Annotated in this window: 10 protein-coding genes and 1 pseudogene; 8 read left to right on the top strand and 3 right to left on the bottom strand. The window is 65.0% G+C overall.

Features of this window, described 5'->3' with window-relative positions:
• Positions 1 to 4 precede the first annotated feature (4 nt).
• Positions 5 to 2,374: an EAL domain-containing protein gene (locus VN461_11150; GenBank protein ID HXB55333.1), complete on the top strand. Its 2,370-nt coding sequence runs from the start codon at positions 5 to 7 to the stop codon at positions 2,372 to 2,374.
• Between the two features lie 1,353 nt (positions 2,375 to 3,727).
• Here VN461_11150 and VN461_11145 read toward each other — a convergent pair.
• Entirely contained in the window at positions 3,728 to 4,438 is a 711-nt protein-coding gene (locus VN461_11145; protein HXB55332.1) for a PEGA domain-containing protein, read from the bottom strand.
• A 1,101-nt stretch (positions 4,439 to 5,539) separates the two neighbouring features.
• Complete coding sequence (locus VN461_11140) at positions 5,540 to 5,941, bottom strand: hypothetical protein (GenBank protein ID HXB55331.1); 402 nt, start codon at positions 5,939 to 5,941, stop codon at positions 5,540 to 5,542.
• A 1,232-nt stretch (positions 5,942 to 7,173) separates the two neighbouring features.
• On the opposite strand from VN461_11140, the gene VN461_11135 reads away from it, so the two are divergent.
• From VN461_11135 to VN461_11105, 7 genes and pseudogenes are all read left to right on the top strand, one after another.
• Positions 7,174 to 7,533, top strand: a complete 360-nt coding sequence (locus tag VN461_11135) for a hypothetical protein (protein ID HXB55330.1) — start codon at positions 7,174 to 7,176, stop codon at positions 7,531 to 7,533.
• Between the two features lie 88 nt (positions 7,534 to 7,621).
• Positions 7,622 to 8,893 (top strand): TolC family protein, encoded by a 1,272-nt coding sequence (locus VN461_11130; protein HXB55329.1) that lies wholly within the window; start codon positions 7,622 to 7,624, stop codon positions 8,891 to 8,893.
• A gap of 13 nt (positions 8,894 to 8,906) precedes the next feature.
• Positions 8,907 to 10,601, top strand: coding sequence for an efflux RND transporter periplasmic adaptor subunit (locus VN461_11125; GenBank protein HXB55328.1), 1,695 nt, complete (start codon positions 8,907 to 8,909; stop codon positions 10,599 to 10,601).
• Positions 10,602 to 10,605: 4 nt separating this feature from the next.
• Entirely contained in the window at positions 10,606 to 13,881 is a 3,276-nt protein-coding gene (locus VN461_11120) for an efflux RND transporter permease subunit (GenBank protein HXB55327.1), read from the top strand.
• 199 nt (positions 13,882 to 14,080) lie between these two features.
• Positions 14,081 to 14,419 (top strand): annotated as a pseudogene (locus VN461_11115) (helix-turn-helix domain-containing protein).
• 61 nt (positions 14,420 to 14,480) lie between these two features.
• Positions 14,481 to 14,672 carry a helix-turn-helix domain-containing protein gene (locus tag VN461_11110; GenBank protein ID HXB55326.1) on the top strand — a complete coding sequence of 64 codons (192 nt, stop codon included), beginning with the start codon at positions 14,481 to 14,483 and terminating at the stop codon, positions 14,670 to 14,672.
• Complete coding sequence (locus VN461_11105) at positions 14,672 to 15,997, top strand: site-specific integrase (protein ID HXB55325.1); 1,326 nt, start codon at positions 14,672 to 14,674, stop codon at positions 15,995 to 15,997. Before VN461_11110 ends, VN461_11105 begins: the two co-directional genes overlap by 1 nt.
• On the opposite strand, the gene VN461_11100 is transcribed toward VN461_11105, so the two are convergent.
• A complete protein-coding gene (locus VN461_11100; GenBank protein ID HXB55324.1) occupies positions 15,948 to 16,265 on the bottom strand; it encodes a hypothetical protein in 318 nt (105 codons plus the stop codon). The two genes, VN461_11105 and VN461_11100, sit on opposite strands and share 50 nt — an antisense overlap.
• Positions 16,266 to 16,345: the final 80 nt, after the last annotated feature.

The raw sequence follows: 16,345 nt of genomic DNA, 5'->3' as shown, positions 1-16,345 counted from the left end.
CTCGATGAGGCGCCACAGTTTCCAGACCAGGCTCCTCTCCCTAATGGTCTGGGCTCTCGTCCTGCTCCAGGCGGCGACGCTGGTCGCCGTCCACGTCGCGGGACAGCGGAACCTTCGGCAGACTCTCGCGGAAGAGCTACGCGTAGGGGCACGCGTGCTTAACCGAATTCTCGCCGCGCGCGGACGTCAGCTAACCGACACCGCTCGTGTTCTCGCGGCCGACTTCGCCTTTCGGGAGGCCATCGCTTCGGCCGATCGGCCGACCCTCACCTCTGCCTTGGTGAACCTCGGCACCCGCATCGACGGCCACGTTCTCTTCTTGATCTCACTCGATGGCTCGGTCGACGCGGACACCCTCGGCGGCCATTTCGTTAGCCGCCCGTTCCCCGTCCCCTCCCTCGTTCCGCGCGGCGCCTCCCCCACTGGCGCCGCGGCCATCGTCACCTTTGACAACCGCCCCTTCCAGTTCGTGGTTGTTCCCGTCCTCGCTCCTCAACCCATCGCCTTGGTCTGCATCGGCTTCACGATCGACGAGGCCGTGCTCGAGGATGTTCAGCGTCTGACCGCGCTCGAGTTGTCTCTCTGGGCCCCGAACCCGGGGGCACAGCCCCTCCTCATCTCGACGCTCCCGCAGGATAAGCAGTCCTCGCTGCGGGAGCGGATCCGCGACGGTGGCGTCAGGGGGGAGACGCTCCAACTCGGCTCCGACACATACCAGACCATGCTGCAGCCGATCGACACCGGTGACGCATCGGCAATCAACGTCCTTTTGCAGCGATCGCTCGAGGAAGCACAGGGCCCCCTGCGCAAGCTGGAGCTCCAGATTTTCGAGCTCTCGGGCGCTGCCTTACTCATGGCCATCGTCGCCGCGATCTTCTTCGCACGTGGCGTTACGAGCCCCCTGCGACGGCTCGCCGAGGCCGCGCAACGGATCGGACGCGGCGACTACTCCACCCCCGTCGAAAGCCCCCAAGACGAGGAGATGGCCCAGCTCGCCACCGCCTTCAACAGGATGGGCACCGAAATCGGTGGGCGCGAGGAGCAAATCCGCTTTCAAGGAAGCCACGACGGCCTGACGGGGCTGCCGAACCGGACTCTCTTCCTCGACCGCCTTGCTTTGTGGATCACGAGTGCAAAGCGGCGCGGAGCCCTCGTCGGCATGGTGATGATGGACCTCGATCGCTTCAAGGAAATCAACGATACGCTTGGCCACAGCCTCGGAGACGACCTGCTGGTGGAGATCGGCAGGCGCCTGCGCCAAACGATCCGCGAGAGCGATACCGTCGCCCGCCTCGGCGGGGACGAGTTCGCAGTGATGTTTGAGATCGGGGCCGCGCCCAACGCAGTTGAGGTTGCACAACGCATTGGCGGGGCATTCGAGACGCCGTTCACCCTCGGGGGCGTTTCCATCGACGTTAAGGCCAGCATGGGCATCGCGCTCTATCCGCCTCACGCCGAGGATGCCGGCACTCTCATGAAGCGAGCCGACGTCGCGATGTACGAAGCGAAGCGAAGCCACCGCGCCTACGCGCTCTATGAACCCGGTCGGGACGAGCATTCGCTACGCCGTCTTGCCATTCTCTCCGAGCTCCGCCAAGCCGTCGCCAGCGACGCCCTGGAGCTCCACTATCAGCCCAAGATCGATATCGCTACAGATCGGGCGATCCATGCGGAAGCCCTCGTCCGCTGGCTGCATCCTGTCCACGGCATGATGGCTCCCGACGAGTTCATCCCGCTCGCCGAGCAGTCGGGCAACATCGGGATGATCACCAAGTGGGTACTCCGAAGGGCGATTGGGGACTGCGCGGGCTGGAATCGAGCCGGCTTCGACCTCGGCGTCGCCGTGAACCTGTCTGCGCTCGATCTCTACGACGCGGAGCTACCGACGCTCATCAGCGGGTTGCTCCACGACCAGGGACTGCACCCGTCGAAGCTCGTACTCGAGATCACCGAGAGCGCCATCATGAAGGACGCGGCGTACGCCCTGAAGACTCTGCGCGACGTCAAGACGCGGGGAATAACGCTTGCCATTGACGACTATGGCACGGGCTACTCCTCACTCGCCCATTTGAAGCGCTTCCCTCTCGATGAGCTGAAGATCGACAAGTCCTTCACCATGAACTTAGGCCAGGGGGCGACCGAGGACAGCGTGATTGTTCGTTCGACTATCGATCTGGGGCACAACATGGGCCTCAAGGTCGTCGCCGAGGGAGTCGAAAGCGCCAGTGGGTACGCGATTCTCAAGCGCTTCGGCTGCGACATGGTTCAGGGGTACTTCATAAGCCGCCCGCTCCCTCCGCCACAGTTTCTCGCCTGGATGACCGAGTCGCAGTGGGGCCTTGGCTCTGGAGTGTCGTCTAGCACCGAAGGTTAGCCCCGGGAGCGCGGTAATCGGCGGAGCTGAGCCGCCGCAACCTCAACTCTCGTTGGCAGGCCACGAAGTCTGATGGCCCGGCTCCCCTCGTGATCACAATCGTGCTGTCTGATGCGTCGAACATCCCAGCCATTAAGCTACTCCGTACCGAAACGCCGTTGGACACCCACACCGCGACCGCGACTCTTTATCCCCGTTCTCCTTGGTCATTCGAGGCCCTTAGCCAAGGCCTCCCGAAGCACACCGAGGCGGCGTAACAGAGACTTACGCCCGCGGCTCCGAGCCGAGGGCCATCGAAGCAGTCCAGGGCTGGACACCAGATGGACACCGCACGAGCCGGAGGGTTCTCTCATCGGCTCGCCATGAGCCTACGGCTTGGCGGGGCAGCTTGCTGAGTTGAAGCCCGTGCAAACCGAGCACCCGTCGAACACGATGCCATAGTCGATGAGGCCCGCGCTCACTTCACCCACGCTTGTCAGTACCGTGAAGGAGAACTGAACGTGACAGGAGCCACCGCAGCGGCCGGGACCCCCGGGGCAGCAGCCCACTCCGCCGCTGGAGAACGATTCATTGTTCAGCACGTCAGCCGTGCCTGTGCCCACTTGGGAATTCGTGACGGCATAAGTGAAGTCCGGCAGCCCGCCGCAGGCCCCGGTTACGGAAGTTTGGTGAAGGCGAACGCCTGAGACGAAAACGAGAGCGTGCGCTGTATTTGTGAGGCTCACAGTGAAAAAGGCGGGTTGGTTGCAGTTCAGGACAGCGCCATTCTGGGGCGACGTCACTGTGGCAGAAAGATTGGTGAGGCTCACGGCAGGTGGCAGCGTAGTCGTGGTTGTTGCTGCTACGGTATTCGAGCCGTGGCCCACAGTTAGCGCAGCAACACCCCCCCCCACTAGGGCAGCCCCTCCTAGGATGATCAGGGCCGCGTTGGAGCCACTCTTCTTCTTCGCCTCCGGTGACTGCTCCGGGCTGGCTGCAGTCTTGGGAGTGACCTGACTCGGCGCGGGATTCGCATCCTGCCTCGGTGTCGTTGGGGTCGCGTCGGCCGGCCTAGGAGTCGTAGGCAGAAGTCGCACGACAACCGTTATGGGTTCGGTCCCGGATTCGACGGAGAGCACCCGCGTCACTGTCTCAAAGCCTGGCTTCGAGATCGTGAAGGTGACCATGCCCGGATCAACGCCGACGACTCTCAGGCCCTCCTTGGTCGTCACACCTAAGTGCATAGAACCCTGGGACACCTCCGCTCCGTCCGGGTCAGTCACGATCTGGATATCGCTAGCGAAGGCAGTGGCAGAGGCGCCAAACGCAACGACCAGGACGGCACAAAGGCATCGCATGGAACCTCCCTTGAGCTTACTGCTGCGGACTCGCGTGGAGGGCGATTGGCAAGACAACTTCGTTGTTGGAACCGACCGTCAGGGTCCGCTCGACCGACGAATAGCCGAGCTTCCTCACCGAGATAGTGACACTCCCGGCTGGAAGCTCAAGGAGAAGGCCCTCGCGCGTCGTGGAGCCGACCCCAAGGTCGCCGATATACACATCCGCACCGACGGGGTCCGTCAGCACCCTCACGCGAAAGCTTGGTGCGGTCAAGGTGGGCGGCGCTGGGGCCGGCTGTGGGGGCGCCGCGGAAGGCGTGCTAGCGCCCGCCGGGCTTCCGCCGCCCGCGGCGGTAGGCGCGGGGCCTCCTTTGGACTCAGTGAACCGGATGGCCGTCACGTGCGCGCTCTTATCCTTGGAGCCGAACAGTACGGCCATTGCGTGATCTCCGCTGCTGCCCTTCTCGTAGCCTCTTAGGAGAATCGCGCTCGCTCCCATTTCGGCAGCCTTCTTGCACGCCTTCTTGACTAGGTCGCCCTCACCCTTGCCCCAGCCGGTGCTGCCCGCCGTCGTGATTTCGCCGATGACCTCATAGAACCGCTTCACGTCCTCTTCGGCGTAGAAGACAAGGACGGACTCGGGATTGGTCGGAGGGTAGATGGCGCCGCTGCCGGAGCGGAACGTCTGAGCGCTCACGCATCCGCCCAATACCGCCAGTGCTCCAACGGCACAGAGTTTCTTCATGTGGTCCACGAGACTACACCCGACGCCCGATGGACGGGGTACACAAGAACCTCCACGACCTTCTGGAGGGAAACGGTGGAAGCCTCAGGTTCTTATCCCTGACTATAGAACCCGATCGAATGTTGTCAAGGGTTTCTTGCGCCTAAGGAGGTGGACCTGCCCTCGACGAACGCAGCGCCTACGAGCCTCAGGCTGACAGGCTGACCGTTCCCCTGGTCTCGGTCCGAATGGCTGGTCTATCCCGGATTGTCTTTGTTCTCCGCCAACACCTACACCTCGGGGACCCGCATGGATAGCGGCCGAGACCGATGCGGTGTCCACGAAGTGACCACTGCGAGGGCCGCAAGCAGCCCGCTCGAAGCTTCCAAGAGCCCCTAGAAACGGGCCTTCTACCGAGGGCTCACAGGCTCTTGAGCCACGTGTAGGGACCTTGACACCCACACTGGCAGACTGGGGAGGAGCACAGGGCGTGGGAGGGAGCGTGGCATCCACAATGGCAGGGAGCCACCGAGGGGCGCCTCAAGAGGGCTAGGCTCAAGAGCACGAGCAGGCCGAGCCACCGCAGTTTCATCCTCCCCCCTCTGGTCCGCGGGGCTACTCCCCCGCCCACGTCCAGCAGCAGATGGGGCACGCCAGCATCCAGCAGACGGTAGACGCCTACGGCTCGTGGCTTCCGGTTCGGGTCCCGGGAGCGGTGGACGCCCTCGGAGACTCACTCCTTGGGGGTCGTGGACACCGGACGGACACTGGAGAGGCTTTCGAGGTCGAGGAAGTCCGAAAGTGCTTATGCTTCAGTCCTGATCCAGCGCCTTGTCCTCGTTCTCCTTGGAAGCCAAGCCGGAGAGCGAAGGAGAGCCCAAGCGCGCCAAGGCGCGCAGCCAAGGGCCAAAAGCAGCGCTGAGCCTCGCCGTAGATCGCCCAGGATCCGCCTGCAGTGGCGACTCGGTGGCGACAAGCCCGGGTGCCGCGAACGTCCCCTATTTGTGGGCCGACGAGCTCCTGCCGCTCGCCGTTCGGCAGCCGCTTCTTCACGGTTCGAGATAACGGATCTGTTGCGCACCTTCTCCGCGTTCCGTTGGTACCCGCCTCGACGACTAGAATCTATTGCCCCCCTTCGGTCCGGGCCTTCTTCAGGGCCTCGTGCAGTTCCCGTTCTGCCTCCGAGAGGGCCTGCTCCCACTCGTCACCGGCGACGGTGCGCAGCTCGGCGAGCAGCTCGTCCTCGGACACCTTCAGGCCCCCGGTCTGAGTGGCCCAGTGGGCGAGAAGGCGCATGAGTCCGAGGGTTGGTGGCCCCAAGAGCTCGACGATGATGCGGACGCCCTCGAGGGCCTCCAGGATCTCCTCGGCCTTCTCCGCGGCGACGCCCTCGCGGCCGCGGAGCGTCTCGCGGGCAATCGACAGATAGTGGCCGGCCGCGCGGGATCGTGTGATGCCGTGCGCCTTCGCGTAGTCGTCGATCTCACGGCTCAGGGCCAGCTCGATCTTCGCGGAGACAGGCAAAAGCCGGACTGGCGCGGAAGCGGGCGCAACCGGATTCCCGCTGCCGTTCGACCCTCGTCTGGCTTCGCCGAATCGAGTATTCGCAGTCTCCTTGGTGTGTCTCACGACGCCTCCCCGAGCGCACCAAGGAGGAACTGCTCGACGCTTCTTCCGCGCCTTCGGGCCGGCGATTCCAGCCCCCTCCAGGCCTCGGAACTCGGCTCGCTTTCGAGCCTGATCCGAAGCCGATCGGCGCTCCATTCGAGGTCGCGGACGGCGTCTCCGGCAGTAGGCTCCGTGCGGAACGGGTTACCCGAGCTCCTTCCCGTAAATCCTTTCGCCACCGCGGAGTGGACACGGAGCGGAAGGCGTGGGTATACCCGCTTTAACTTGCAATAGTGGGTGGTTCGGGCCAAGTGGGGGTCGAGACGCATTCCGAACGCTCCTAACGATGAGTTAAGGGAGTGGGCCTGCCGTGAATGGCAGAGACGGGGGCCGTGAATACACGCGCACGACGGGACGACGCCCTCGGGGCGGGTCTCGCCGGCGCGAGCGCCGGCGTTCTGCAGTTGGGTCGGCACAGCGGCGGCACCCGGTCGCGTAGGGGGCGCGGGCGCGGGCGGCCTGGCGCTGAGAGTCTTCTGGAGCTCAGCCTCCTCCCGTAGGGCGATCTCGATCGTCTGGGTGGTCACGTAGGTGAGGTCAGTGGTGCTGCCCAGGCACTTCGCGTAGCGCTCCTCCGCTCGGCCCAGCAGGGCGGGGAGCCGGAGGCTCACGGTCTCAAGCTCGACCGCGACCTTGGGCTGAATGCGACGTCGGTTCACGGATCTCCTAATTCGAAGCCTTCTGCTTTTACTGGCTGCCTGGGGAGGGGGAGGGGCAAGGGGTATGCCGGGCCGTCGGGGCGGCCGGCAGCCCGAGCAAGCCAGCCCTGACAAGGGATTACAGCCCAGGAGACGGCTGAATGCGGCGGCGAGTTTTCTCAAAATCGAGAAACTGCCGGCGGGCCTTCTCAGATTTGATAAGGATATGCGGTTCGCGCCGCTGCTCGTCCTCGCCCACAGGCCCCTCCGCCTCGGTCTCTCGAGGACGCGATCACGCGTCCAGATGTCTACGTTTCTACATGATCACCGACACCATGCCCGCAGAAGCGCTCGCGAGCCTGGGTTACGGCCGCGCTTGCCGCGGGAACCCCGGCTGAAGGGGGCAGGTGCCCACGCTGGGAATTGACCCGGCAGCCGCTCCGATATAGCGTGGTGACGATGTTTCGGCGCTTCCTGCTGCTCGCGACGGGCATAGGTATCATGGGGTCCCCGGTCGCCGCGCTCTACTGCGGCGAGGGGGACGCGGCGACGATGGCCTGTTGCAAGCGCGACATGAGCAACTGCAACCGGCCCGGAAAGACGGAGGACTGCTGCCATCCCTCAGCCGCCAGCGGCGGGTTCGTGGCGGCCAAGGTCGACCAGTCACCCCGGTTGGCACCGCCGTCCTTTTCGCTCGTTCCTCAACTCGACCTCGCGGAGCGACCCGCAGTTGGGGTTGCTGTAGGCGCCCGTCCGTGGGAGCCGGCCCAAGACCTGTCGCCTCCCAGTCTCTCCATCCTGCGAATCTAACTCCTCCCTTCCCAACCTGAGCCTTCGGGAGCGGTGTCGCTCCCCCGGCGCGCGTCCGTTTCATTGAGATTCGTGGGAGGAGATCGCGATGCGTCGTGTGCTTTCAGTCCTTGTCCTAGTCGGGGCTTCCTCGGCGCTCTCCGCGCAGGAGTCGCCGTTCTCGGAGGTCTTGCTTCCGGCGCTCGTCCGCGAGGCGCTGGAGCGGAACCCCCAGATCCAGATGGCTCGTCGCTTGGTCGAAGCCAAGCGCGCTCGGGTTCCGCAGGCGGGCGCGCTCCCCGACCCCATGCTGATGTACGGAGTCGTTAACGAAGCGAGCCCGGTCCCCTTCGAGAGCTTGGGTCAGCGCGACTTCAGCGAAGTCTATGTCGGGATCTCGCAGGACATCCCCTTTCCGGGCAAACGGGGGCTCAGGGAGAAGGTCGCCCGGGAGGAAGCCTCGGCGGCCGAGTGGGCCTACGAGGCGGTCAGACGCCTGGTTGTGTCCAAGGTGGCCCAAGGCTACTTCGACCTCTACGCGGTCCACGCGGGTCTCTCCATCGTCGAGCGGAACTTTCAGCTCCTGGACCAGCTCGTAAAGGTCGCCCGGGCTCGCTACTCCGTGGGCCAGGCCACGCAGCAGGACGTGCTCGACGCCGAGTTGGAGCTGTCCCGCCTGGAGGAGCGGCGCAGCCTCCTAGTGCAGCGGCGGAGCGTGGTCGAGGCGGTCCTGGCGCGCCTTCTGTACAGGACCGACCCGGTCCCTTTCGGCCGTCCCGGATCCGTTCTCAAGACGGCACTCGAAGCAAGCCTCGAACAAGTCTTGACCCGGGCCCAGGAGGAGTCGCCGCTCCTCCGCGAGCAGGAGCGTTTCGTGGCCCAGGGCGAGCGGAGGGTTGACCTCGCCCGGAAGGAGAGGCTCCCGGACCTTGGGTTCAGCTTCGTGTACCACAACCGCGACGACCACTTCTTCAATCCCTACTACAGCTACGGTGGCACGCTGACGCTGCCGATCTACGCGGGCCGCAAGCAGAAGAAGGCGATCCAGGAGGCCGCTGAGAACCTCGGTGGCGCCAGCAGCGCCCTCGAGGCCGCCCGGGCGCAAGTCCGGTACGAAGTAACCGACGCCTTTCTCATGGCCTCGACCGCGGACCGCCTCCTGCGCCTCTACGACGAGGGGATCCTCAAGCAGGCGCGCCTCTCTCTCGATTCGGCTATCGCGCAGTACCAGGTGGGCAAGGTGGACTTCCTCACCCTGGTCACGAACTGGAGGCGGCTGCTGGACTACGACCTCACCTATCACGAGCAGCTCGCAGAGCACGAGAAGGCCCTGGCCCGGCTGTCGGTTCACGTCTCGGCCGTGACCGGGCAGCCGTTCTGAGAGGGAGATGACCATGGACACCACCCTGCAACCCGCTCCTGATCGTCCCCGGGGACGCCGGCGGCTCGCGGTCGCCCTCGTCGCAGTCATCGCTGCCGTCGGGCCTGGCATTGCCTGGATCCACGGCTGTTCCTCTCCGTCCCGCGGGTCGTCGACCGCCCAAGGCAAAGCGACCTACTACTGCCCCATGCACACCCACTACCAGTCCGACCGCCCCGGCAACTGCCCGATCTGCAGCATGAAGCTGGTGCCTCTGGAGGCACCCTCGGGGGGGCCGTCGGCGACTCAGGTGGAGACGCCTGGAAGGACTGGCGCTCCGAACGCCAACTCCACAAGCGCCGGCACCGGTACCGGGCCCACGATCCGCATCGCTCCCGAGCGCCAGCAGCAGATCGGCGTCAAGTTCGCCGAGGCCACCCTCCTCCCGGCGATCGTCGAGATCCGTGCAGTCGGCAAGGTCGCCTACGACGAGACGCAGATCGCCCACGTCCACACCAAGGTGCAGGGTTGGATCGAGGACGTCTTCGTCAACTTCGTGGGTGCCAGCGTGCGCAAGGGACAGCCGCTCTTCACGATCTACAGCCCAGACCTCGTGGCCGCGCAGGAAGAGTACCTCCTCTCCTTGCGCGCGCAGAAGGAGCTGGCGACCAGCTCGTTCGAGCGCGTATCAGAGGGCTCACGCGAGCTCCTCTCTGCCACCCGCCGGCGGCTCGAGCTGTGGGACATCACGCCCGCTCAGATCGAGGCCCTAGAGAAGCGGGGCGAGGTCTCGCGCACGGTGACGATCGCGTCCCAGGTCAGCGGGATCGTGACCGAGCGCGCGGCCTATCATCACGGCCGTACGGTCACCCCGGAACTAGACCTCTACACGATCGTGGACCTCTCGCGGGTCTGGGTGCTCGCCCAGGTCTACGAGTACGAGCTGCCGCACGTCCGCGTGGGCCAGGACGGGGAGGCCACGTTCCCGTACGAAGCGGACCGGAGGCCCCTGCTCGGCAAAGTGACTTTCGTATCCCCCGTCCTCGATCCCAAAACGCGCACGGTGGAGATCCGCATGGAGTTTGCGAACCCCGACCTCGCGCTCAAACCCGAGACCTTCGTGAACGTGAGCCTGCGGCGCGACCTGGGCAAGCGGCTCGTGGTTCCGAAGGACGCCGTCATGGACACGGGCGCGAAGCAGTATGTCTTCGTCGATAAGGGGGAGGGCTACCTCGAGCCCCGCGAGGTGAGGGCGGGCGTGGAGGTCTCCGCGGGAAGGGTCATAGCGGATGGCCTACGCGAAACGGAGCGAGTGGTAACGGCAGCGAACTTCATTCTCGACTCCGAGAGTCGGCTGAAGGGCGCCTTCGACGCCATGGGGAAGCCCTCCACGGCGGAGGGTCAGCCCGCCGGCGCGGCACCACAGATCTCAGCCGATGTCTCGACCGATCCCTCGCCTGCGCGCGTCGGGCGCAACCGTGTGCACGTGAAGCTTGCCGACGCGTCTGGGCAAGCCATCAAGGGCGCGGACGTATCGATCCGCTTCTTCATGCCCCAGATGATGGGGATGGCCCAGGTGGACGTGAAGGCAGCCCTGCGCGAGGCCGGCCCGGGCGAGTATGCGGGCGAGGTGAACCTGCCCATCGCGTGGAGCTTCGCGACGACCGTGACCGTGGTCAGGGGCGGGCAGGTCGTCGGCACCGCCGAGACTACTGTGACTGCCAGGTAGCAACATGATCAATGCCATCATCGAGTGGTCGGCGCGGAACAAGTTCCTCGTCCTCCTTCTGACCGGTTTCGCGGTCGCGGGCGGGATCTACTCCATCCGCCACGTGCCCCTCGACGCCATCCCGGACCTCTCGGACCCGCAGGTCATCATCTACACCGAGTGGCCTGGGCGCAGCCCTGACATCGTTGAGGACCAGGTCACGTACCCGATCGTCTCCGCCATGCTGGCGGGTCCCCACGTCTCGGTCGTCCGGGGCGCCTCGGATTACGGGTTCTCCTACGTCTACGTGATCTTCGACGAGGGGACGGATATCTATTGGGGCCGCTCCCGGGTCCTCGAGTACATGGACAAGATCAAGGGGAAGCTGCCGGAGGGGGTCTCCCCGACTCTCGGACCCGACGCGACTGGTGTCGGCTGGGCCTTCGAGTACGCGCTCGTCGACTGGAGTGGCCGCCACAACCTCGCCGAGCTGCGCTCCTTCAACGACTGGTACGTGCGTTACTGGCTGTCCTCGGTCCCCGGCGTGGCCGAGGTCGCTACCGTGGGTGGCTTCGTCAAGCAATACCAGGTCAACGTGGACCCGAACCGACTCCTGGCGTTTGGCGTTCCTCTTAACCGCGTGATCGAGGTCATCCGCCGGAGTAACAGCGATGTCGGCGGCCGAGTCGTGGAGTTCACAGGGAAGGAGTACCTCGTCCGGGGACGCGGCTACATCAAGTCCCTCGGGGACATCCAGGACTTACCGGTGGGGACCGACAAAAACGGGACGCCCATCCTCGTGCGAAACGTGGCCACCGTCGCCCTGGGACCCGACATGCGCCGCGGCGTGGCGGAGCTGAACGGCCAGGGGGAGGTCACCGGTGGCATCGTCATCGTCCGCCACCACCAGAACGCCCTGGGCGTGATCGAGCGCGTGAAGGCCAAGATCGCGGAGGTGAAGCCGGGCTTTCCTGAAGGAGTGGAGATCGTCACGACCTACGACCGCTCGGACCTCATCCGGCGGTCGATCGAGACCCTCGTCCACACCCTGATTGAGGAGCTCCTCATCGTCAGCCTGGTGATCCTCCTGTTCCTCCGCCACTTGCCCAGCGCGGCCATCCCCATCGTGACGATCCCCATCGCCGTCGTCATCTCTTTCATCCCCATGTACGCCTCGGACCTCACCTCGAACATCATGTCGCTCTCCGGGATCGCCATCGCGATTGGCGCCCTCGTGGACGCCGCCATCGTGGTCGTCGAGCAGACCCACAAGAAGCTCGAGAAGTGGGAGACCGCCGGCCGGCCCGGGGACTACCGCGAGGTGATCATCCAGGCGGTCAAGGAGGTGGGCGGCCCCTCGTTCTTCTCCCTCCTCGTGATCGCGGTCGCCTTCCTCCCCATCTTCGCGTTGCAGGCCCAGGAGGGGCGGCTCTTCAAGCCGCTCGCCTTCACGAAGAACACCGCCATCTCGGTCGCGGCCGTCCTGGCGATCACGCTGGATCCGGTCCTACGGCTCTTGATGACGCGCATGAAGCCCTTCCGGTTCCGGCCCCGGTGGCTGTCGTCCGCAGCCACCAAATTGGTGGTCAGCAAGATGGAGCCCGAGGAGAAGACGTGGATCAGCCGTGCGCTCATGGCCGTCTACCACCCCGCACTCCTCTTCGTCCTGCGCCACCGCTACACGACGATCCTGGTGGCTGTGCTGGTCATGGCTCTTACCGTTCCCGTCTTCCTCTCCCTGGGCTCGGAGTTCATGCCCCCCCTCAACGAGGGGACGATTCTCTACATGCCCATAACGCTGCCGGGGATTTCGGTGACCGAGGCGGCGAAGTATCTCCAGATCCAGGACAAGCTGCTCCGGAGCTTCCCCGAGGTCGAGAGCGTGTTCGGCAAGGTCGGGAAGGCCGAGACCTCCACCGACCCGGCCCCGATGAGCATGGTCGAAACCACGGTGGTCTTGAAGCCGGAGAAGGAGTGGCGGACGCACAAGCAGGACCGCTGGTACTCATCCTGGGCTCCGGAGCCCGTGAGGGTCCTGCTCCGTCCGATCTGGCCCGAGGAAAGGCGCCTGGGGTGGGAGGACCTGATCGACGAGATGGACCGGCGGGTCCAGATCCCGTCCTTCGCCAACGCGTGGCTGTTCCCCGTCCGGACGCGGATCGACATGATCACGACCGGGGTGCGCACACCGGTGGGCATCAAGGTCCTGGGCCCAGACCTCCAGACGATCGAGCGCATAGGGCTGGAGCTGGAAAAAGTGCTCCAGCAGGTCCCTGGTACACGGAGCGCCTTCTTCGAGCGCGTCACCGGCGGCTACTACTTAGACTTCAAGGTGAACCGCCAGGAGGCGGCGCGCTACGGCCTTTCGGTCGGGGACGTGAACGATATCCTGGAGTCGGCCATCGGGGGGAACAACATCACGACCACGGTCGAGGGGCGCGAGCGCTATCCCGTGAATGTCCGCTACGCGCGAGAGCTGCGCGACGACCTCCCGAAGCTCCGGCGGGTTCTGGTGCCCACACCGGCCGGTTCCCAGGTCCCCCTCGAAGAGCTCGCCTCGATCGAGCTCCAGACGGGCCCTCCGATGATCAACAACGAGGAAGGCTTCAAAGCCGGCCGCTTGTACGTCGACGTGGCCGGGCGCGACCTCGGCAGCTACGTTGAGGACGCCAAGAAGGTCGTGGAGTCCACGGTCAAGGTCCCGCCGGGCTACCAACTACTCTGGAGCGGCCAGTACGAGTACATGCTCCGCGTGAAGCAGCGGCTGCTCGTCGTGGTCCCCTTCACCCTTGTGATCATCTTCCTCCTCCTCTACTTCAACACCGGCTCCATCGCGAAAACGCTCATCATCCTCCTGGCGGTTCCCTTCTCGGCCGTGGGCGCGATCCTCTTCATCTGGTACCTCGGGTACAACGTATCGATCGCCGTGTGGGTGGGCCTGATCGCGCTCCTGGGCGTGGACGCCGAGACGGGCGTCTTCATGCTTCTTTACCTCGACCTCGCCTACGGGCAGGCGCAGCGCGAGGGCCGCATGCGGAGCCCCGAGGACCTCAAGGAGGCGATCGTCGAGGGGGCGGTCAAGCGGCTGCGGCCCAAGGTGATGACGGTGGCGGTCATGTTCATGGGCCTAGTGCCGATCATGTGGTCAGCGGGCACGGGATCGGACGTGATGCGGCGGATCGCGGCCCCCATGATCGGTGGGATCTTCACGTCGTTCTTGATGGAGCTGCTCGTCTACCCGGTCATCTACGAGATCTGGAAGGCGCGGGACGTGCGGCGTGAGCGTGCGCTCCCTACATGACGGCGAAGCCTCAAGGGCCCTATCTTCCCATTCTCAAATCTGAGTCCAACCGACAGTTTTCTCTCAAAAGAGAGAAACCCAAACATCAGGGTCGCCCGTGGATAAAGGACTTGCGGGGAGGAGCGCAGTTTCTGCCCTGGCGTCACGTTTGCAGGAGGCTAGAGACGTGGCTAGTGCCTTTGCAGCCCGTACAAGCCCGATGGAATCCGCCCAGGAGCGGCTCGCCGTCGTTGAGCAGGCCCGCATCGACGAGCTACCCATCCTCGCCATGGCGATCGCCGCCCGGATGGCCGCCCTGGTCCCCGTCGTACCGGGGACCCCAACCCCCACCCAGGACCATCCGGAGGACCGCGCCTTGACCCTGCCTCAGGTTGCAGCGGTCCTCGGCGTCTCCACCTCCTACGCCTACGAACTGGCCCGGCAGGGGCGGATCCCCACCGTTCGCCTTCCTGGAATCGAGAAAACGAGCCGGGGCGGCGTCAAGCGCCGCGGCGACGGAAAGTACGTTCGCGTGCGCCGCTCGTCGCTCGTCTCCTGGCTAGCCGAGCGCGAGACGAAACAGCTAGACGCTGGACTTAGCGTCAACCTAACATTGGGCTGTGACGGGCTCGGAAGTAAGGCAGATCCGCAAGGCGCTCGGCATGTCGCAACCCGAGTTCGCGGAGCTGGTCGGCGTACACGCCATCGCGGTGAGCAAGTGGGAGACGGGCGCGATGGGCATCCGCCCGACCACCGGAAAGCTGATCCGACTCCTGACCGCCTCTAAACGAAACCGTAAGAAGAGTCGCTAATGGGCTGCGTAAAGAAGTGGCGTGGCCGGTGGGCGACCGACTACCGCGATGGGTTCGGTCGCCGGCACGTCTACGCGTTCGATACCCGGGCGGAGGCCGAGGCACATTTGGCCGAAGCCGTCATCCAGGCGCAGTCTGCCACGCGGCCAGCCGTTGACCCCGACATCCCCCTCGTGGAGTACGCAGTGCGCTTCCTTCGTTCCTGCGAAGCGAGGGGTATCAAGCCAAAGACCCTCGAGAGATACGAAGGAGCGCTGCGTCGGCACATTGTTCCCCACCTCGGCCGAGAGAAGGTCCGGGAGATCACCCGCCCGATGGTCAAGGAGTTACTCACGCGGAAGCTCGCGGATCCAAATGTGAGCGTCCAGGGTCAGCGGCGTGGCTTCGTGGGCCGCAGGAAGCTCACCCGGGGAACCGTCCGGCACCTCCTCGGGACGATAAACGCCGTCTTGAGCGAGGCGGTGGAGGACCAGCTCATCCGGGCAAACCCGCTCCAGAAGCTTGGCAAGAAGCTCGGGCTAGGCTTGCGGGGGAAGAAAGACCGCGGAGAGATCAAGGCGCTCGACGCGGGGCAGCTCGCTCGCTTCCTGGCCGCCGTCCTGGTGAAGGCCCCTGACATGTTCCCCGTCTTCGCCGTCATGGCCTGGGCGGGCGTCCGCCTAGGCGAAGCCCTGGGCCTTCGATGGGAGGCTGTGAGCCTCGAGCCAGGAAAGCTCAGGGTGGACCGGCAGTTCGGCGGTACGACGAAGACGGACACCACCCGTGAGGTGGACATGGCCGACCCGCTTCGGGACGTGCTGGCTGACCTACTCTCCTACTGCCGCGAGGAGGCATTCCGCCAAGGCGAGACTCTCTCGCCCTGGGTACTGTTCCCGGAGTTCGGCGACAACCCCGACCGCAAAGCCGAAGCTCGGGTTGTCAAGCGGGTCCGCAATGCCATGGCCCGCTGCCTCAAGGCCGCCGACCTCCCACTGCACTTCACGCCCCACAGCTTGCGCCACAGCTTCGGGTCGCAGCTGGTCGCCGCAGGGGTCTCCCCCGCCTACGTCATGCAGCAGATGGGGCACAGCTCGATCCAGATGACGGTGGACGTGTACGGCTCCTGGCTGCCGGTGAAGGTCGAAGACGCCGTCAACAGGCTCGCCGCGGCCTCTTCCCCGTGGAGTGGCGACAAAGTGGCGACTGAGGGCGGTTTGGAGGCCTCCCAGGGGCCATCCGGCCACGGCTCTGGCGAGGGGCAACTCCTTGCAACGACTGGAACTGAAGGGAAAGCGGTCAGTCCGAATCCAGCGCCTTATCCTCGTTCTCCTTGTACATGTACTTGATGTTGTCCTTGGGGAGGAGGATGTTAGGGGCATCCGGGCGGTGGACCTTGAGCGCCGACTTGTCGTACCACTCGATCGTGCCGCGGAGCTCCTCTCCGTCCTTCAACACAATGACCATGCGCGTCTTGTTGGTCATCTGCTTCAAGTAGTAGAAGCTTTCGGCGTTGGTCTGCTCGGGGGGCGTAGGTTTGCGCTGGCGGTAGGCCTTGGTGGTCTGGAACTGCTCCTTGATCTCGGTCAGGTCGGGTCGGATTAGCTTGCGGTTCATCGTCACCCGCCTCCTGCTCGTCCAGCCAAGCCCGATGGCTCCCATGAGCCGGGCTCGCGGTAGTTCCAGACAATCGGGGG

It is taken from the genome of Vicinamibacteria bacterium (assembly GCA_035570235.1).
Taxonomy (GTDB): Bacteria; Acidobacteriota; Vicinamibacteria; order Fen-336; family Fen-336; genus DATMML01.
The sequence above is the reverse complement of the archived record's forward strand: the minus strand, read 5'-3'. Positions and strand labels throughout refer to the sequence as shown.

What these genes read in the sequence shown, in the direction of transcription:
- VN461_11120 (HXB55327.1), top strand. Translation starts at nt 10,606, where the DNA reads ATGATCAATGCCATCATCGAGTGGTCGGCGCGGAACAAGTTCCTCGTC.
- VN461_11145 (HXB55332.1), bottom strand. Translation starts at nt 4,438, where the DNA reads ATGAAGAAACTCTGTGCCGTTGGAGCACTGGCGGTATTGGGCGGATGC.
- VN461_11105 (HXB55325.1), top strand. Translation starts at nt 14,672, where the DNA reads ATGGGCTGCGTAAAGAAGTGGCGTGGCCGGTGGGCGACCGACTACCGC.
- VN461_11150 (HXB55333.1), top strand. Translation starts at nt 5, where the DNA reads ATGAGGCGCCACAGTTTCCAGACCAGGCTCCTCTCCCTAATGGTCTGG.
- VN461_11130 (HXB55329.1), top strand. Translation starts at nt 7,622, where the DNA reads ATGCGTCGTGTGCTTTCAGTCCTTGTCCTAGTCGGGGCTTCCTCGGCG.
- VN461_11100 (HXB55324.1), bottom strand. Translation starts at nt 16,265, where the DNA reads ATGAACCGCAAGCTAATCCGACCCGACCTGACCGAGATCAAGGAGCAG.
- VN461_11125 (HXB55328.1), top strand. Translation starts at nt 8,907, where the DNA reads ATGGACACCACCCTGCAACCCGCTCCTGATCGTCCCCGGGGACGCCGG.